Genomic DNA, 16,684 nt, shown 5'->3' with positions numbered 1-16,684 from the left:
GACCGTACAGTCTCCTTGACACATCGACCCGCGCTCGACGCAAGGAGACCCCGTGAGCCAGCCCACCGCATCCGCCCCGAAGTCGAACATCGGCCGCGCGCGCTTCGGCGGCGGCACCGCCGCGCTCGTCATCGTCTCGCTCGTGATCGGCCTGGCCATCTCGAGCGGCCTCGGGGCGCTCTACGCCTGGCTCGGCGAGACGGGCGAGGGCTGGATGCGCTTCGCGATCGTCGCGATCGTGACGCTGCCGGTGAGCATCATGCTGCCCTGGGCGCTGCTCGTCGACCGGTCGTCGCTCGAGGGCGCCGTCGACCGGCCCGAGGACTCGGTCGAGGCGCGCTGGTACTCGAAGGCGGCCGAGGGCACGATGCACGACGTGCTCATCACCGTCGGCATCGGCGCGGCGCTGTTCTCGTTCACGCAGCTGCAGGTCGACACGGGGATGCTGCTCATCGTCTTCGGGACGCTCGTCATGGCCGACTTCGGCGTGCGCTACCAGCTCGCCAAGCGAGCCGACGCCTGATGCGCAACGCGCTCCCCGAGCGCCGGGCCGAGCTCGGCTGGTCGCAGCAGCGGCTCGCCGACGAGCTCGGGGTCTCGCGCCAGACCGTCATCTCGATCGAGAAGGGCCGCTTCGACCCCTCGCTCCCGGTCGCGTTCCGGCTCGCCGCCGTCTTCGGCTGCACGATCGAGGATCTCTTCTCGCCGGACTGACCCGCGCGCCTATGCTGGCGCCGTGACCGCAGCACCGCCGCCCGAGGTCGCCGACGCATCGCCCGGCGTCGCCGATCCGGTGTGGAGCGGCGTGCTGCTCGCGCTGCCGCTGCTCGCCGCGTTCCCCGCGCTCGTGCTCATGGGCATCCTCTGGTTCGCCTCGCAGGGGCACGACGACTGGTGGACGATGCGCGGCTGGTCGGAGCTGCTGGTGTGGCAGCTGCCGATCGGCCTCTGGCTCGCGACGCTCGTCGCCGTCGTGGTGCTCGCCGTGCGGCGCCGGCGCGCGCTCCCCGCCGCCGCGATCGGCGTCGCCGCGATCATGGCCTCGATGGTCGTCGGCCTCGTGCTGCCGCTGCTGCTCGTCCGCTGAGGCGCAGGCCGACTCGGCCCTGTCGGGATCGCCGCGCGAGGGCTACCGTCGGGCCATGGGCCTCGCGAACCCAATCCCGCCGTCGGAGCAGAAGCGCGAGGCGATCCGCGGCGTGCTGCCGGTGATGCTCGCGCCCGTCGTGCTCAACGCGCCGGGCTTCCTGCTGCGCGACGTCGGGCGGGTGACGACGACGAGCGCGTGCCCGGAGGCCGTCGCCGTCTGCCATCCCCGCTACGCCGAGCGCGTGCTCGCGGTGATCGACGTGCTCGCGGTCGCGGCCCCGCTCATCGTGCTCGTCACGATCGCCTCGACGCTCGCGCTCACCGCGCTCGCTCGCCGCTCGGTCATCGTCTCGCTCCTCGGCATGGCCCTCGCCGCGGCCGCGGTCACGGCGCACGTCGAGCTCGCGATCGTGAACGCCGAGCGGTAGCCGGGCAGACTGGGGCGCATGCGCATCCTCATCGCCGGCGCCACGAGCGCCCTCGGCCACGCCACCGCGACCGCTCTGCTCGACGCGGGCCACCACGTCATCGCGGTCGGCTCGAACGCCGACCGGCTCGGGCTCGTGGATGCGTCGGCGCACCTCGAGTGCGACCTCACCGACCTCGAGGCGGTGCGGTCGCTCGCCGAGGAGGTCGGCGAGCTCGACGGGCTCGTGCACCTCGTGGGCGGCTGGCGCGGCGGCGGCGGCCTCGCCGGGCAGACCGACGAGGACTGGGCGTGGCTCGAGCAGCGCGTCGTCGGCACGCTGCGCAACACGACACGCGCGCTCGCCCCCGCGATCGGGCGCTCGGCGGCAGGCGTGATCGCGATCGTCTCGACCACGGGGCTCGAGCGCCCGACCGCCGGCAACGCCAACTACGTCGCGCTCAAGGCGGCCGCCGAGACGTGGCTCGCCGCCGTCGGGCACGAGCTGCGCGGCACGCCGGCGCGCACCGTGATCAAGCGCATCAAGGCGCTCGTCTCCGACGCAGACCGCGCAGCGCAGCCTGAGCGCGACTTCGCCGGCTACACCGATGTCGCCGAACTCGCGGCCGAGCTCGTCGCCGAGTTCTCGTCGGCCGCGGAGGCAGGAGCCGACCGGTGAGCCGCCGCTGGCGCCCGACACCCGGCAGCTTCGCGTGGCTGCTGATCGCGATCGTCGCGCTCGTGTGCCTCGTCACGGCCACGCTCGTACCACAGCCGATCGCGGCGACCGCGTTCCTCGTCGCGAGCTTCTGCTGGTTCCGCTCGGGCACGGCGCCCACCGAGGAGGCAGACGACCGGTCGTGAGACCGGCCGCTCTGCCGTGATCGCCGCATGGCCGGCCCGCTCGTGCGCACGCTGCGCCGCCTCCTCGCGCCCGTCTCGCGCACGCGCTGGTTCCGCCGCGTCGGTCCGAGGGCGCTCCCGGTCGCCGAGCGCATGCTCCGCCGCCTCACCCGCGGACGGCTCGTCGTCTCGGGCATCCTCGTGCCCTCGCTCGTGCTGCGCTCGACCGGGGCCAAGAGCGGGCAGTCCCGCAGCGTCGAGCTCATGTACACGCCCGACGGCGCGGGCGGGGCGATCGTCGCGGGCACGAGCTTCGCACGCGCCCAGCACCCGGCGTGGACGGCCAACCTCGCCGCGCATCCGCAGGCCGAGGTCGTCGTGCGCGGCCGCACCTATCCCGTGCGCGCCGAGCGCATCCCCGACGCCGACCGCGACGCCGCGTGGGCGCGCATCGAGCGCCAGTGGCCGGGCTACCGGCAGTACGAGCGCGACTCCGGCCGCGAGGTGCGCCTGTTCCGCCTCACGACCGACGCGGAGCCGTCGCCCTTCGACGGCCGCCTCTGAGCTCAGTCCTCCATGCGGGTCAGCAGGAACACCGGGATGAGCCGCTCCGTCTTCACCTGGTAGTCGGCGTAGTCGGGCCACGCCTCGACCGCTCGCCCCCACCACGCATCCCGCTCCTCGCCCGGCTCGAGCTCGCGCGCGAGGTAGTCGTGCTTCTCGGCGCCGTCCTGCAGCTCGACGTGCGGGTTGCGCTTGAGGTTCCAGTACCAGGTGGGATGCGTCGGGTGGCCACCCTTGGACGCCACCACGAGGTACTCCCCCTCGTGCTCGACGCGCATGAGCGCGGTCTTGCGCAGCTTGCCGCTCTTGGCGCCGACGCTCGTGAGCACGATGATCGGCTTGCCGCGCAGCGTGTTGGCCTCGCGGCCGCCCGTCGCCTCGAACGTCTCGGCCTGCTTGCGCGCCCACTCCGACTCGCTCGGCGCGTACTCCCCCTGCAGCGGCATGGTGCTCCTTCGTCAGCTCCGTGATCGTGACCAGCATGCCGTGCGCGTCCCGCGGGCGGCTGAGCGCCCCGCGGGCTACAGCCGCCCGACCCTCGTCACTCGCACGACCGCCCGGCCCTCCTCGGCCGAGGCCGCGAGGTCGATCGTCGCCCAGATGCGCCAGTCGTGGTCGCCGGCCGGGTCGGCGAGGATCTGCTGCGCCTCCCACACCTCCGGCCCCTCGTCGATGACGAGCATCCGCGAGCTCCGCGCATCCGCCCCCGTGCCGATCGAGCCGTGCTCGTCGTAGTAGGCGTCGAGCGCCTCGCCCCACGCATCCGCGTCGAAGCCCGACGACGCATCCAGCTCGCCCAGCTCCTCGTGCTTGTCGAGCGCCGCGAGCTGCACGCGCCGGAAGAGCTCGTTGCGCACGAGCACCCGGAACGCGCGCGGGTTCGCCACGACGGAGGGCGGCGGCGGGGGCGCGACCGGCGCCTCGCCCGGCGCGGTGGGGTGCATGAGCTCCTCCCACTCGTCGAGCAGGCTCGAGTCGACCTGCCGCACGACCTCGCCGAGCCACTCGATGAGGTCGAGCAGCTCCTCGCCCTTGACCTCGTCGGGCACCGTCTGCCGGATCGCCCGGAACGCATCCGACAGGTACCGCAGTACGAGCCCCTCCGAGCGCGAGAGCCCGTAGTGCTGCACGTAGTCGGCGAACGTCATCGCCCGCTCCCACATGTCGCGCACGACCGACTTCGGCGAGAGCTCGAAGTCGCGCACCCATGGCTGCGACTCGGCGAACATCGCGAGCGCCTCGGTGAGCAGCTCCTCGAGCGGCTTGGGGTGCGTGACGTCCTCGAGCAGCTCCATGCGCGCCTCGTACTCGATGCCCTCGGCCTTCATCGCGGCGACCGCCTCACCGCGAGCGAGGAACTGCTGCTGCGACAGGATCGGCCGCGGGTCGTCGAGCGTCGCCTCGATGACCGAGACGACGTCGAGCGGATGCGTCGGGCTGGCCGGGTCGAGCAGGTCGATCGCGGCGAGCGCGAACGGCGAGAGCGGCTGGTTGAGCGCGAAGTTCGGCTGCAGGTCGACGGTGAGGCGGATGCGCGGGGGCGCGTCGGGATCACGGGGATCGGGGTGCTGCTCGACGATGCCCGCAGTGCGGAGCGTGCGGTAGATCGCGAGCGCGCGCCGCTTGAGCTCGAGCTGCTTCGCGCGCGGCTCGTGCGACGACTCGATGAGCTCCCGCACCGCGGTGAACGCGTCGCCGCCGCGACCGATGATGTTGAGCAGCATCGAGTGGCTGATGCGCATCTGGGACTGCAGCGGCTCGGGCTCGGCCTCGATCAGCTTCTCGAACGAGGGCTTGCCCCACGACACGAAGCCCTCGGGCGCCTTCTTCCGCACGAGCTTGCGGCGCTGCTTCGGGTCGTCGCCGGCCTTCGCGAGCATCTTCGCGTTCTCGGCCTCGTGCTCCGGCGCTTGCGCGACGACGGTGCCGGCGGTGTCGTAGCCTGCGCGGCCGGCGCGGCCCGCGATCTGGTGGAACTCGCGCGCGGTGAGGTGACGCATCCGGGAGCCGTCGAACTTGGTGAGCCCCGTGAGGAGCACCGTGCGGATGGGCACGTTGATGCCGACGCCGAGCGTGTCGGTGCCGCAGATGACGCGCAGCAGCCCCTGCTGCGCGAGCTGCTCGACGAGCCGGCGGTACTTCGGCAGCAGCCCCGCGTGGTGCACGCCGATGCCCTGGCGGACGAGCCGCGAGAGGGTCTGGCCGAAGCGGGTCGTGAAGCGGAAGTCGCCGATCGCGCGGGCGATCTCGTCGCGCTGCTCGCGCGTGGTGATCTTCGCCGAGGTGAGCGCCTGCGCGCGCTCGAGCGCGGCCGCCTGTGAGAAGTGGACGATGTAGACGGGCGAGCGCTGGGTCGAGAGCAGCTCCTCGATCGTCTCGTGCACGGGCGTCATGGCGTACTCGTAGGTGAGCGGCACGGGGCGCAGGACGCCCGTGACCTGCGCGGTCTCGCGGCCGGTGCGACGGCTGAGGTCGTCGGCGATGCGGGTCACGTCGCCGAGCGTCGCCGACATGAGGACGAACTGCGCCTGCGGGAGCGTCAGCAGCGGCACCTGCCACGCCCAGCCGCGCTGCGGATCGGCGTAGAAGTGGAACTCGTCCATCACGACCTGGCCGACGTCGGTCTTCTCGCCGTTGCGGAGCGCCAGGTTCGCGAGGATCTCGGCGGTGCAGCAGATGATCGCGGCGTCGGCGTTGACCGACGAGTCGCCCGTGACCATGCCCACGTTCTCGGCGCCGAAGACGTCGACGAGTTGGAAGAACTTCTCGCTCACCAGCGCCTTGATCGGCGCGGTGTAGAAGGTGCGCTTGCCCTGCGCGAGGGCGGCGAAGTGCGCGCCGACCGCGACGAGCGACTTCCCGGTGCCGGTGGGCGTCGAGAGGATGACGTTCGAGCCGCTCACGACCTCGATGAGCGCCTCCTCCTGCGCCGGGTAGAGCGGCAGCCCGCGCTCGGCGGACCACGCGGCGAACGCGTCGAAGGCGGCGTCGGGATCCCAGGGCGAGGGGGCGAGGTCGAGGAGGGGCATCGCCTCGAGTCTGTCGCACTCGCCGCAGGGCCGCTTCAGACTTCGGCGAGCGCCTGCGAGATGAGCCGGTTGATCGACACCCTCTCCTCTGCGGCCCGCATGGCCACCTTCTTGTGGAGCGACGGCGAGATGCGCACGCTGAGCTTCCCCGAGTACACCCTGTCGACGAGCGGCACCGGCACTTCTTCCCCTCGCTCGCGCAGGTCAGCGACGACCGACTCGATCAGCGCCTCCAAGCCCCGCAGGGCCTCCGGCGCCTCGTCCGCGACCCATGACAGCGACGGGAACTCCGCCGCGGTGGCGACGAAGGCTCCGTCCTCCTCCGACCACACCGTGCGGTAGCCGTAGTGCAGGCTGCTGCTCATCGCTCCTCCTCAAGCTTCTCGATGGCGGCGAGCACTTGCCGCACCTGGTACGGCACCGCGGCACCGTCGCGATCCTGGATGTTGACGCGGGGGTCACCCGGCCAAGGCGTCGCGAACACGAGATGCGAGCCGCCGCTCTGCCGCGGCTCCCCGAAGTAGTGCTCGCACACCGCTCGCAAGTCCGAGAAGCGCACGTTCGTCGGGGCGTTGCGCATGGCATCGAGTCGTTTCTCGAGCTTCCCCACGGCGGTCATGGTAGCACTATTGCCACCGTTTGGGGACGGCGGAGCTCCCAAGCGCGTCGGCTTGAGGGCATCAACGATCTGCGGAAACGATGTGCACGCTCTCGCGACTCGGCGGGCGCGCGAGCCGCAGCACCGTGCACACCGTCGCCCCGAGCGCGACCGCTCCCGGAGAGATGTGCACGCACTTGCGGCCTGCGGCCGGCGCGAGCCGCAACACCGTGCACACGGATGTGGCCGCTCGGTAGACTGGCCTGTGCTCCCCCACCATTCGGCTCCCTCCGGCGCGCCCGCAGAAGCCCCCGAGACGCTCTCGGCCGACGACGTCGCCACCACGCTCCGCGTGCTCGAGACGCTCCACCGCATGGACCGCGACGACCCCCACTACGTCGCCGTCCGGCAGGCCACCGCGAACATGTTCAAGGAGGTCAAGCTCGCGAGCCGCAAGGCGAAGCACGCGCGCATCCAGGCCGCCGACCGCGCCGTCGTGGCGAAGACCGCCACCGGCGCGCCCGACCGCATCGACGACGAGACGCGCGGCATCCCGCTCGAGACCCGCAGTGCATCCCCCACCGCCGGCACGCTCCTCCGCGCGCGCGGCTGCTACATCTGCAAGCAGCAGTACACGGTCGTCGACGCGTTCTACCACCAGCTCTGCCCCGAGTGCGCGGCGATGAGCCACGCGAAGCGCGACGCCCGCACCGACCTCACCGGCAAGCGAGCGCTGCTCACGGGCGGCCGCGCGAAGATCGGCATGCACATCGCGCTGCGGCTGCTGCGCGACGGCGCGCACACGACGATCACGACGCGCTTCCCGCGGGATGCGGTGCGTCGGTTCTCGGCGATGCCCGACTCGGGCGAGTGGATCGACCGGCTGAAGGTCGTCGGCATCGACCTGCGCGATCCGGCGCAGGTCATCGGGCTCGCCGAGGAGGTCGCGGCCGCCGGTCCGATCGACATCCTCATCAACAACGCCGCGCAGACGGTGCGCCGCTCGGCGGGCGCCTACGCGCCGCTCGTCGAGGCGGAGCTCGCGCCGCTGCCCGACGGCCCGCTCCCCGAGCTCGTGACGTTCGGGCACACGAACGACGCGCATCCGCTCGCCCTCGCCGCCTCGGTCGCGAGCCACCCGATCCTCGCGAGCGCCGCCGTGACCGCTGACGAGCTCACGCAGCAGGCGATGGCCGCGGGCTCGTCGTCGCTCGAGCGGCTCGCGGCCGGCACCGCGATCGACGCGCGCGGCCTGCTGCCCGACGAGGCGCACGTCAACTCGTGGACGCAGCACGTCGACCAGGTCGAGCCGCTCGAGATGCTCGAGGTGCAGCTCGCCAACATGACGGCGCCGTTCCTGCTCGTCTCGCGGCTGCGTGCATCGCTCGCCGCGTCGACCGCGCGCCGCACCTACATCGTCAACGTCTCGGCGATGGAGGGCGTCTTCGGCCGCGGTTACAAGGGCCCCGGCCACCCGCACACGAACATGGCGAAGGCCGCGCTCAACATGCTCACCCGCACGAGCGCGCGCGAGATGTTCGAGAGCGACGGCATCCTCATGACGGCGGTCGACACGGGCTGGATCACCGACGAGCGCCCGCACTTCACGAAGGTGCGGCTCGCCGAGGAGGGCTTCCACGCGCCGCTCGACCTCGTCGACGGCGCCGCGCGCGTCTACGACCCGATCGTGCGTGGCGAGGCGGGCGAGGACCTCTTCGGCGTCTTCCTGAAGGACTACGCGCCCGGTTCGTGGTGATGCGCCGATGACACCCGCCGAGCTGCGCGCGCTGCCGCTCGGCACGCGCGTCGTCGTGCGCTACCGGCTGCACGGCGACACCCACAAGGCGACGGATGCGCTCGGCGAGCTCGTGCACGTCGGCGACACCACGTGCACGGTCGCGACCCGTCGCGGCGAGGTGGTCATCGCGATCGCCGACATCATCGCCGCGAAGACGGTGCCGCCGCCGCCCGAGCGGCGCCCGCGCACTCCGGCGGCCGAGTAGCCGCCGCCCGCCACCACCGCTGGTCGAGTAGCCGGGCGCAGCCCGGCGTATCGAGACCAACTGCCGCCTGCGTCTCGATACGCCCGCTGCGCGGGCTGCTCGACGAGCGGGGGATGCGCGGGCTGCTCGACGAGCGGGGGACGCGGGCTGCTCGACGAGCGGGGCCGCGCACACCGGATCTCAGGCTCGCGTGGCTAGCGTGTCCCCCACCAGCGCAAGCCGCGAGCAAGGAGAGCCGCCATGGCCGACGACCAGGACCCGACCACGACGCCCGCCCCGCGCAGCGTGCCCGCGACCACGACCGGCGCAGGCACGCAGGCCTCCTCGACCAGCCGGAGCACCGCATCCACGGAGCCGAAGGAGGTGCGGCTCGACCCGACCCTCGACGGTCACCAGCGGCAGGGCATCTCGGGCGCGACGTGGTTCGCGCTCATCCTCGGCACGGTCATCCTCGTGCTGCTGCTCATCTTCATCCTGCAGAACAACGAGCCGACCGACTTCGCGTTCCTCGGCCTCGACTTCAGCCTGCCGCTCGGCGTCGCGATGCTGTTCGCCGCGATCGCGGGCGTGCTCATCACGGCGCTGCTCGGCTCGGTGCGGCTGTTCAAGGTGAGCCGCCGCGTGCGGAAGCTCGAGAAGGAGCGCGAGCAGATCAAGCAGGCGCTGCGCTGACCCTCGACGGCGCCGGGCGCCGCTGACTCAGCCCCCCGGCACGGTGCAGTAGCCCTCCGCCGGCCAGTCCCACGGCAGAGATAGGGCGAGTCGCTCTGGAGCGCTTGGCATTCGAGCGACTCGCCCACTACCTGCAGCTGGCGGAGGCGGCGGCCCCTCGGCTGCCCGCGGCTAGGCTCGGAGCACCGCTGCCCTGGAGGTTCCGTGCCCGTCGCTCCCGTCGCCCACGCCGAGGATCTCGCCGACTTCGTCGACGCATCCCCCTCGAGCTTCCACGCCGCCGCCGAGGTCGCCCGCCGCCTGCAGGAGGCCGGCTTCACGAGCCTCGACGAGACGGATGCGTGGCCCGAGACCGCTGGCAAGCACCTCGTGGTGCGCGACGGTGCCGTCATCGCCTGGGTCGTGCCCCAGGGGGCGTCGGCCACGACGCCGGTGCGGGTCTTCGGCGCGCACAGCGACTCCCCCGGCTTCAAGCTCAAGCCGCAGCCGACGACCGGCCGGCTCGGCTGGCTGCAGGCGGGGGTCGAGATCTACGGCGGACCGCTCATCAACTCGTGGCTCGACCGCGAGCTGCGCCTCTCCGGTCGGCTCGTGCTCGACGACGGCAGCGAGGCGCTCGCCGACTCCGGGCCGCTCCTGCGCCTGCCGCAGCTCGCCATCCACCTCGACCGCGGCGCGAACGACGGGCTGACGCTCGACAAGCAGGCGCACACGCAGCCGGTGTGGGGACTCGGCGCGCCCGAGTCGGCCGACCTGCTCGCCGAGCTCGCCGCATCCGCCGGCATCGACGCGAGCCGCATCCGCGGCTACGACCTCACGACCGCCGATGCCGCCCGCGGTGCCCTCTTCGGCAAGGACGACGTCTTCTTCGCCGCCGGCCGCCTCGACGACCTCGTGAGCGTGCACGCGGGCGTCGTCGCGCTGGCGACGGCGGCCGACGGCTTCGACGGCGACCACATCCCGATGCTTGCGGTCTTCGACCACGAGGAGATCGGCTCGGCGACCCGCTCGGGCGCGGCCGGCCCCTTCCTCGAGGACGTGCTCGAGCGCATCGGCCTCGCCCTCGGCGCCGACCGCGGCGAGCGGATGCGTGCGCTCGCGTCGTCGTGGTGCGTCTCGAGCGACGTCGGCCACTCGGTGCATCCGAACTTCGCCGAGAAGCACGACCCGGTCGTGCAGCCGCTGCTCGGCTCGGGACCGATCCTCAAGATCAACGCCAACCAGCGCTATGCGACTGACGGCACCGGTGCCGCCGCGTGGCACGGCTGGTGCGAGGCGGCGGGCGTCTCGAGCCAGGCGTTCGTCTCGAACAACACCGTGCCGTGCGGCTCGACGATCGGGCCGATCACCGCGACGCGGCTCGGCATCCGCACGGTCGACGTCGGCATCCCGATCCTGTCGATGCACTCGGCGCGCGAGCTCGCGGGCGTGAGCGACCTCTTCGACCTCGCTCGCGTCGCCGAGGCGTTCTTCACCGGCACCGAGATCTGAGCCGAGCGCCGGTGAGCCAGCGGACGGGCGTCGACTACATCCTGCCGCTGCGCTGGGATGCCGCGACCTCCCGCCGCGAGCGCGCCGAGCTGACCGCCTACCTCGAGCGGCTGCAAGACTGGGCCGACGTCGTGGTGGTCGACGTCTCCCCCGAGCCGGTCTTCAGCGAAGCACCACGAGGTGTGGGCGCCGCTCGTGCGCCACATCCGCCCCGACCGAACGACGCCGAACGGCAAGGTCGCGGGCGTGCTCACCGGCGTCGACGCGACCGATCAGCCGCGCACCGTGATCGCCGACGACGACGTGCGCTACACCGAGGCGGCACTGGCGGATGCGGTCGGTCGCCTCACGCGCGCGGGCATCGTCGCGCCGCAGAACCACTTCCGGCCGCTCCCCTGGCACGCGCGCTGGGACACTGCCCGCTCGCTCATCAACCGGGCGCTCGGCGCCGACTACCCCGGCACGCTCGTCGTGCGTCGCGAGTTCGCCGCCGACGGCTACCGCGGCGACGTGCTGTTCGAGAACCTCGAGCTGCTGCGCACGGTCGAGGCGCGCGGCGGCCGCGTCGAGTGGGCGAAGGACCTCTTCGTCGAGCGCCGTCCACCGACGCCTGCGCACTTCCGCTCGCAGCGCATCCGTCAGGCCTACGACTCGTTCGCGCAGCCGGCGCGGCTCGCGGCCGAGCTCACGCTGCTGCCGGCACTGCTCCTGCAGGCGCGCCGCCCGCTCGGCTACCTGATGTGGGCTGCGGCCGCGATCGCCGTCGCCGAGCGCGGCAGCCGCGTCGATGGCGGCCGGCGGATCTACCCGACCACCGCCGCGCTGTGGGCGCCCGCGTGGGTCGCGGAGCGCGCGGTCACCGCGTGGCTCGCGGTCGGGTGGCGAGCGCTCGGCGGCGTGCCCTACGCGGGCGGGCGGCTCCGCCACGCAGCGTCCTCCGCGCGTCGACTGCGTCGGGCTGCCTCCGTCGAGCGCGCGCCGCTCGAGCGGCGCGCGCTCCGCTGAGGCTCGCCGAGCCGGCTCACGCGAGCGAGAGGAAGAGTCTCTCGAGCTCGTCGACGCGCTCGCCGCCCTCGGGCTCGTCGGCGAGGCACTCCCGGAGGGCGCCCGCGACGACGAGGAAGCCGGCGCGGTCGACTGCCTTCGAGACGGCGGAGAGCTGCTGCACGATGTCGCGGCAGTGCGCGTCGTCCTCGACGGCTGCGATCACGGCGGCGAGCTGGCCGTGGGCGCGACGCAGCCTGTTGACGACCTTCCGCTTGGCCTCGGGATCGTGCGCGGCGGGGAAGTCGGGGGTCGTGCTCATCGGTACCTCCTGGGTTGACACCCACGATACCCCCTGGGGTATAGTTTTGATACCCCCGGGGGTATCTGAGAACCGAACGCCAGGAGGCGAGATGTGCAGAGCGACGACCTGCCGCGTGTGCGGCAAGACCACCTGGGCGGGCTGCGGCCAGCACGTGCAGCAGGTGCGCCGCGGCGTGCCTGCCGGGCAGTGGTGCAACGGCAAGCACTCCGAGAGCGAGATCGCCGAGGCGCGCGGCGCCCGACCCGGATTCCTCGCCCGTCTGTTCGGGCGCTGACCCACGACCGAGAAGAGGACACGACCATGTGCGCACGCATCACTTGCGACCGCTGCGGCAAGCCGACGTGGGCCGGCTGCGGCCAGCACGTCGAGGAGGCCCTCGCGGGCGTCCCGGCCGCCGACCGCTGCCGCTGCTGACATCGAGCGAGAGGAAGGGACCACCATGCTCCTGGAGCGCTTCTACGACGAGGACCTCGCGCAGGCGAGCTACGTCGTCGGCTGCCAGGCGACCGGGGAGGCGATCGTCGTCGACCCCCGCCGCGATGTCGAGGCCTACCTCGACTTCGCCGCGAGCCGGGGCCTGCGCATCGCGCACGTGACCGAGACCCACATCCACGCGGACTACCTCTCGGGCACGCGCGAGCTCGCGGCGCGCACGGGCGCCCGCATGCACGTCTCCGACGAGGGCGGCCCCGACTGGACCTACGGCGAGGGCTTCGACGACGCCGACCGGATGCTCGACGGCGACACCATCGCGGTCGGCAACATCACCCTGCGGGCCGTCCACACCCCCGGCCACACGCCCGAGCACCTCTCCTTCCTCGTCACCGATGGCGCGCAGGCGGACGAGCCCGGCTTCATGCTCACGGGCGACTTCGTCTTCGTCGGCGACGTCGGGCGGCCCGATCTGCTCGACGAGGCCGCCGGCGGCGTCGACACCCGATTCGAGGGCGCGAAGCAGCTCTTCGCGAGCCTGCGCGATCGCTTCCTGACCCTGCCCGACTACGTGCAGGTGCTGCCCGCGCACGGCGCCGGCAGCGCGTGCGGCAAGGCGCTCGGCGCGATCCCGACCACGACCGTCGGCTACGAGCGCGCCTTCGCGTGGTGGGCGCCGCATCTCGCGGCCGACGACGAGCAGGGCTTCGTCGACGAGCTGCTCTCCGGCCAGCCCGACGCGCACGCCTACTTCGCGCGCATGAAGTCGCAGAACCGCTCGGGCCCCGCGCTCCTCGGCGAGCTCGCCCCGCTGCCTGAGCGCTCGATCGAGTCGGTGCGCGAGCTGCTCACGGCCGACGCGACGATCCTCGTCGACACCCGCGACCAGCACGCCGTGCACGCCGGCACCGTTGAGGGCGCCCTGAACATCCCCGGCGCCGACAAGGCGGCCAGCTACGGCGCCTGGGTCTACGACCCCGAGTCCGAGTCGCGACCGCTCGTGCTGCTCGCCGACGACGAGAAGGAGGCGGGGCGGATGCGCGACCACCTCGTGCGCGTCGGGATCGACGCCGTCGAGGGCTACGTCCGCTCGCTCGACGGGCTGCCCCTCCTGCAGCCGAAGCTGCTGTCGCCCGAGGAGCTCGACGGCCTCGCCGACGCGCAGCTCGTCGACGTGCGCGGCCGGTCCGAGCACGACGCCGGCCACATCCCGGGCTCCCGCCACCTCAGCGGCGGCCGCGCCCTCTGGCACCTCGACGAGCTGCCGCTGGGCGGCACCGTGGTCACCTACTGCCAGAGCGGTGTGCGCAACAGCGTCGTCGCGAGCGCGCTGCGGCGCGCGGGCGTCGACGTCGTCGAGCTCGACGGCTCGTACGCGGGCTGGCTGCGCTCGACCGCGGGCGAGCCGGCGACCGCGGCATGACAGTCGCCGCCGACGGCGCGACGCTCGGGCTGGCGCTCCTCGTGGGCGTCAGCCTGGGCCTGCTCGGCGGCGGCGGCGCCATCCTCACCGTGCCGATCCTCACGACCGTCGCCGGCGTCGAACCGCGAGCGGCGATCGCCTCCTCGCTCCTCGTCGTCGGCGTGACGAGCGCGGTGAGCTTCGTCCAGCACGCGCGCGCCGGGCGCGTGCGATGGCGGATCGGCGGCCTCTTCGGCGCCGCTGGAGCCGTCGGCGCCGTGCTGGGCGGCCTCGTCGGGGCTCGGCTGCCGTCGACGCTGCTCATGCTGCTGCTCGCCGCGACGATGGTCGCGGCCGCCATCGCGATGCTCCGGCGCCGAGCGAGCGCCGGCGGGACCGCGAGGCCCCGGCCGCGCACCGCGCTCGTCCTGCTGCAGGGCGCCGCGGTCGGCGTCCTCGCGGGTCTCGTCGGTGCCGGTGGCGGCTTCCTCATCGTGCCGGCGCTCGCCGTGCTCGCGGGACTGCCGATGGCCGCCGCGGTCGGCACCTCGCTCATGGTGATCGCCATGCAGACCCTCGTCGGCCTCGTCGCCCAGCCCGCGCTCGCCGACGTCCCATGGCAGCTCGTCCTGCCGTTCACGGCGCTCGCCGTCGTCGGCTCCGCCATCGGGACCGCGCTCACCGGACGCATCCCCGACCGCGTGCTGCGGCGCGCGTTCGCCGCGCTCGTCCTGCTCGTCGCGGCAGGCATCACCTGGCAGCAGCTGCAGCTGCTCGTGCTGCTGCCGCTCCCCTGACCCACAGCCCACACCGACCCACGACCGGAAGGATCCGACCATGACCACCCGAGACATCACCATCGATACCCTCGAGCCGACCGTCGCGGCAGACGGCATCGTGCTGCTCGACTTCTGGGCCGCGTGGTGCGGCCCGTGCCGGATGTTCGCCCCCACCTTCGAGCGCACGTCCGAGCAGCACCCCGACATCGTCTTCGGCAAGGTCGACACCGAGGATCAGCAGCAGCTCGCCGCGGCGTTCGGCATCACCTCGATCCCGACCCTCATGGCGTTCCGCGACGGCATCCGGGTGTTCTCGCAGCCGGGCGCACTGCCCCCGGAGCAGCTCGAGCAGCTCATCGCCGGCGTGCGCGGGCTCGACATGGACGACGTGCGGCGGCAGCTCGCCGAGCAGGACTCCGGCAGCCCCTCGGCATGAGCGCGCGCGGTCGTCCTATCCGCTGCGCATCGGGCACGGCGGAGCGGGTGACGCAGGCCGGCATCGGCCTGCTGCTCGCGGCCTTCGCGCTCGACAGCCTCGACCAGCCGCTGCTCGCGAGCGCGACGGCGCTCGGCGCAGCGCTGCTCGTCGTCGGCGCGATCCGCGGCTGGTGCCCGGGCGGGCTGCTGGTCCAGCGCGTCGCAGCGGCGCCGTGGCAGGAGGAGCAGCCCGCCGATCGCTGAGCGGTCCGCGCCTGGAGAGCGTCCAGGGACGAGCGCGCCGCGCGCCGTAGACTGGATGCGGTGTGCCGGGAAGCCTGGTCGGCGTGCCGCCGGGCACGAGGCTCGGTGGCGTCGAGAGGAGCCCCGTGGAGCCCACCCGCACCCCGACCGGCGCGCGACGCGCGCGCCTCGCGCAAGCGCTGCGACTCGAGACGACGAGCGGTGTGCTGCTGTTGGTCGCCGCTGCCGCCGCACTCGTCTGGGCGAACTCGCCGTGGCGCGAGTCGTACGCATCCCTCATGGAGCTGCGCGTCGGCCCCGCTGCGCTGCACCTCGACCTGAGCGTCGCCGCGTGGGCGGCGGATGGGTTGCTCGCCGTCTTCTTCTACGTCGTCGGCGTCGAGCTCAAGCACGAGATCGTCGCGGGGAGCCTCCGCGATCCCAGGCGCGCGGCCGTGCCCGTGCTGGCCGCGATCGGGGGCATGGCGCTGCCGGCGGTGGTCTACGTCGGCATCGTCCTGGCTGCCGGCGACCCCGCGGCGCTCAGCGGCTGGGCGATTCCCGCCGCGACCGACATCGCGTTCGCGCTCGCGGTGCTCGCGATCTTCGGCCGCGGGCTGCCGATCGGCCTCCGCACCTTCCTGCTCACGCTCGCGGTGGTCGACGACCTGCTCGCGATCGTCGTGATCGCGGTCTTCTACACCGCGACGGTGCAGCTGTTCGCGCTGCTCGGCGCCGCGCTCGCGGTCACGGCCTTCGCGCTGCTCGTCCGCAGCCGCTTCGACTCGCCGTGGGTGCTGATCCCCATCGGGCTCGTGGCGTGGTGGCTCATGCACGAGTCGGGCGTGCACGCCACGATCGCGGGGGTGCTGCTAGGCGCGACCGTGCCGGCGGAGCGCCTCTACGGCGAGCGCGAGCCCCGCACGCACCAGCACGAGGCGGCGGTGCGGCCGTGGTCGACGGCGATCGCACTGCCGGTCTTCGCCTTCTGCTCCGCCGGCGTCTCGATCGCCGGAGGCGGCGGCCTCGCGGAGCTCGCGGCGCAGCCGGTGCTGCTCGCGGTCGCTGCCGGGCTCGTCGTCGGCAAGCTGCTCGGCGTGCTGGGCGTCACGGCGCTCGTCACGCGGCTGACGCCGCTGCGACTGCCCGACGGCATCGGCATCCGCGACCTGCTGCCCGTCGCGCTGCTCACCGGCATCGGCTTCACCGTCTCGCTGCTCATCACGGAGCTCTCCTTCGACGACGCCGGCCGCACCGACGCGGCGAAGCTCGCCGTGCTCGTCGGCTCCGGCATCGCGGCGCTGCTCGCCGCGCCGCTGCTGCGCTGGGATGCGCGCCGCGCGCGCAGCGCCGACGAGAACCGCGACGGCGTGCCCGACGCGCGGCAGGCGCGCATCGGCGATTGAG

Annotated in this window: 23 protein-coding genes; 18 read left to right on the top strand and 5 right to left on the bottom strand. The window is 73.1% G+C overall.

Features of this window, described 5'->3' with window-relative positions; genetic code table 11:
* The first annotated feature begins 52 nt into the window (after positions 1–52).
* The 7 genes from L332_RS29380 to L332_RS21445 are packed head-to-tail and all read left to right on the top strand — an operon-like array spanning position 53 to position 2,902.
* A complete protein-coding gene (locus L332_RS29380; RefSeq protein WP_021010341.1) occupies positions 53–523 on the top strand; it encodes a hypothetical protein in 471 nt (156 codons plus the stop codon).
* On the top strand, positions 523–714 hold the full coding sequence (locus tag L332_RS21470; RefSeq protein ID WP_021010340.1) for a helix-turn-helix transcriptional regulator: 192 nt from the start codon (positions 523–525) through the stop codon (positions 712–714). The genes L332_RS29380 and L332_RS21470 overlap by 1 nt, the downstream gene beginning before the upstream one ends.
* A 22-nt stretch (positions 715–736) precedes the next feature.
* Positions 737–1,087, top strand: a complete 351-nt coding sequence (locus L332_RS21465; protein WP_021010339.1) for a hypothetical protein — start codon at positions 737–739, stop codon at positions 1,085–1,087.
* A gap of 55 nt (positions 1,088–1,142) precedes the next feature.
* Positions 1,143–1,517: a hypothetical protein gene (locus L332_RS21460; RefSeq protein WP_021010338.1), complete on the top strand. Its 375-nt coding sequence runs from the start codon at positions 1,143–1,145 to the stop codon at positions 1,515–1,517.
* An 18-nt stretch (positions 1,518–1,535) separates the two neighbouring features.
* A complete protein-coding gene (locus tag L332_RS21455; protein WP_021010337.1) occupies positions 1,536–2,174 on the top strand; it encodes an SDR family NAD(P)-dependent oxidoreductase in 639 nt (212 codons plus the stop codon).
* Positions 2,171–2,359: a hypothetical protein gene (locus L332_RS21450; protein WP_021010336.1), complete on the top strand. Its 189-nt coding sequence runs from the start codon at positions 2,171–2,173 to the stop codon at positions 2,357–2,359. Before L332_RS21455 ends, L332_RS21450 begins: the two co-directional genes overlap by 4 nt.
* 27 nt (positions 2,360–2,386) lie before the next feature.
* A complete protein-coding gene (locus L332_RS21445; protein ID WP_021010335.1) occupies positions 2,387–2,902 on the top strand; it encodes a nitroreductase family deazaflavin-dependent oxidoreductase in 516 nt (171 codons plus the stop codon).
* A gap of 2 nt (positions 2,903–2,904) precedes the next feature.
* Here L332_RS21445 and L332_RS21440 read toward each other — a convergent pair whose 3' ends face one another.
* From L332_RS21440 to L332_RS21425, 4 genes are all read right to left on the bottom strand, one after another.
* Positions 2,905–3,348: a nitroreductase family deazaflavin-dependent oxidoreductase gene (locus L332_RS21440; RefSeq protein ID WP_021010334.1), complete on the bottom strand. Its 444-nt coding sequence runs from the start codon at positions 3,346–3,348 to the stop codon at positions 2,905–2,907.
* Positions 3,349–3,423: 75 nt separating this feature from the next.
* Positions 3,424–5,931, bottom strand: a complete 2,508-nt coding sequence (locus tag L332_RS21435) for a DEAD/DEAH box helicase (protein WP_021010333.1) — start codon at positions 5,929–5,931, stop codon at positions 3,424–3,426.
* Between the two features lie 35 nt (positions 5,932–5,966).
* The gene (locus L332_RS21430) at positions 5,967–6,296 is read right to left on the bottom strand and encodes a type II toxin-antitoxin system HicB family antitoxin (RefSeq protein ID WP_021010332.1); all 330 of its coding nucleotides are present in this window, start codon (positions 6,294–6,296) and stop codon (positions 5,967–5,969) included.
* Complete coding sequence (locus tag L332_RS21425; RefSeq protein WP_021064978.1) at positions 6,293–6,541, bottom strand: hypothetical protein; 249 nt, start codon at positions 6,539–6,541, stop codon at positions 6,293–6,295. The genes L332_RS21430 and L332_RS21425 overlap by 4 nt, the downstream gene beginning before the upstream one ends.
* A gap of 253 nt (positions 6,542–6,794) precedes the next feature.
* On the opposite strand from L332_RS21425, the gene L332_RS21420 reads away from it, so the two are divergent.
* The 5 genes from L332_RS21420 (at position 6,795) to L332_RS21405 (ending at position 11,700) form a co-directional block, all read left to right on the top strand.
* Positions 6,795–8,285: an SDR family NAD(P)-dependent oxidoreductase gene (locus tag L332_RS21420; RefSeq protein WP_021010329.1), complete on the top strand. Its 1,491-nt coding sequence runs from the start codon at positions 6,795–6,797 to the stop codon at positions 8,283–8,285.
* Positions 8,286–8,292: 7 nt separating this feature from the next.
* Positions 8,293–8,532, top strand: a complete 240-nt coding sequence (locus L332_RS21415) for a putative acetyltransferase (RefSeq protein ID WP_021010328.1) — start codon at positions 8,293–8,295, stop codon at positions 8,530–8,532.
* Positions 8,533–8,772: 240 nt separating this feature from the next.
* On the top strand, positions 8,773–9,204 hold the full coding sequence (locus L332_RS0115110) for a LapA family protein (RefSeq protein WP_021010327.1): 432 nt from the start codon (positions 8,773–8,775) through the stop codon (positions 9,202–9,204).
* Positions 9,205–9,408: 204 nt separating this feature from the next.
* Positions 9,409–10,695 (top strand): M18 family aminopeptidase, encoded by a 1,287-nt coding sequence (locus L332_RS21410; protein WP_021010326.1) that lies wholly within the window; start codon positions 9,409–9,411, stop codon positions 10,693–10,695.
* 195 nt (positions 10,696–10,890) lie between these two features.
* The gene (locus L332_RS21405) at positions 10,891–11,700 is read left to right on the top strand and encodes a glycosyltransferase family 2 protein (RefSeq protein WP_235045072.1); all 810 of its coding nucleotides are present in this window, start codon (positions 10,891–10,893) and stop codon (positions 11,698–11,700) included.
* Between the two features lie 16 nt (positions 11,701–11,716).
* Here the strand turns inward: L332_RS21405 and L332_RS21400 are convergent, their stop codons facing one another.
* Positions 11,717–12,001, bottom strand: coding sequence for a metal-sensitive transcriptional regulator (locus L332_RS21400; RefSeq protein WP_021010325.1), 285 nt, complete (start codon positions 11,999–12,001; stop codon positions 11,717–11,719).
* Between the two features lie 91 nt (positions 12,002–12,092).
* Between L332_RS21400 and L332_RS21395 the strand changes: the two genes are divergently transcribed.
* The 6 genes from L332_RS21395 (at position 12,093) to nhaA (ending at position 16,683) form a co-directional block, all read left to right on the top strand.
* A complete protein-coding gene (locus tag L332_RS21395; RefSeq protein ID WP_021010324.1) occupies positions 12,093–12,278 on the top strand; it encodes a hypothetical protein in 186 nt (61 codons plus the stop codon).
* A gap of 165 nt (positions 12,279–12,443) precedes the next feature.
* Positions 12,444–13,859 (top strand): MBL fold metallo-hydrolase, encoded by a 1,416-nt coding sequence (locus tag L332_RS21390; RefSeq protein WP_021010323.1) that lies wholly within the window; start codon positions 12,444–12,446, stop codon positions 13,857–13,859.
* Complete coding sequence (locus L332_RS21385) at positions 13,856–14,635, top strand: sulfite exporter TauE/SafE family protein (protein WP_021010322.1); 780 nt, start codon at positions 13,856–13,858, stop codon at positions 14,633–14,635. Before L332_RS21390 ends, L332_RS21385 begins: the two co-directional genes overlap by 4 nt.
* Before the next feature lie 40 nt (positions 14,636–14,675).
* Complete coding sequence (gene trxA / locus L332_RS21380) at positions 14,676–15,053, top strand: thioredoxin (protein ID WP_021010321.1); 378 nt, start codon at positions 14,676–14,678, stop codon at positions 15,051–15,053.
* 47 nt (positions 15,054–15,100) lie between these two features.
* Entirely contained in the window at positions 15,101–15,298 is a 198-nt protein-coding gene (locus L332_RS21375) for a hypothetical protein (RefSeq protein ID WP_021010320.1), read from the top strand.
* 125 nt (positions 15,299–15,423) lie between these two features.
* Positions 15,424–16,683 (top strand): Na+/H+ antiporter NhaA, encoded by a 1,260-nt coding sequence (gene nhaA, locus L332_RS21370; protein ID WP_021010319.1) that lies wholly within the window; start codon positions 15,424–15,426, stop codon positions 16,681–16,683.
* Position 16,684: the final 1 nt, after the last annotated feature.

It is taken from the genome of Agrococcus pavilionensis RW1, assembly GCF_000400485.1.
In the GTDB taxonomy this organism is placed as follows: Bacteria; Actinomycetota; Actinomycetes; order Actinomycetales; family Microbacteriaceae; genus Agrococcus; species Agrococcus pavilionensis.
The sequence above is the reverse complement of the archived record's forward strand: the minus strand, read 5'-3'. Positions and strand labels throughout refer to the sequence as shown.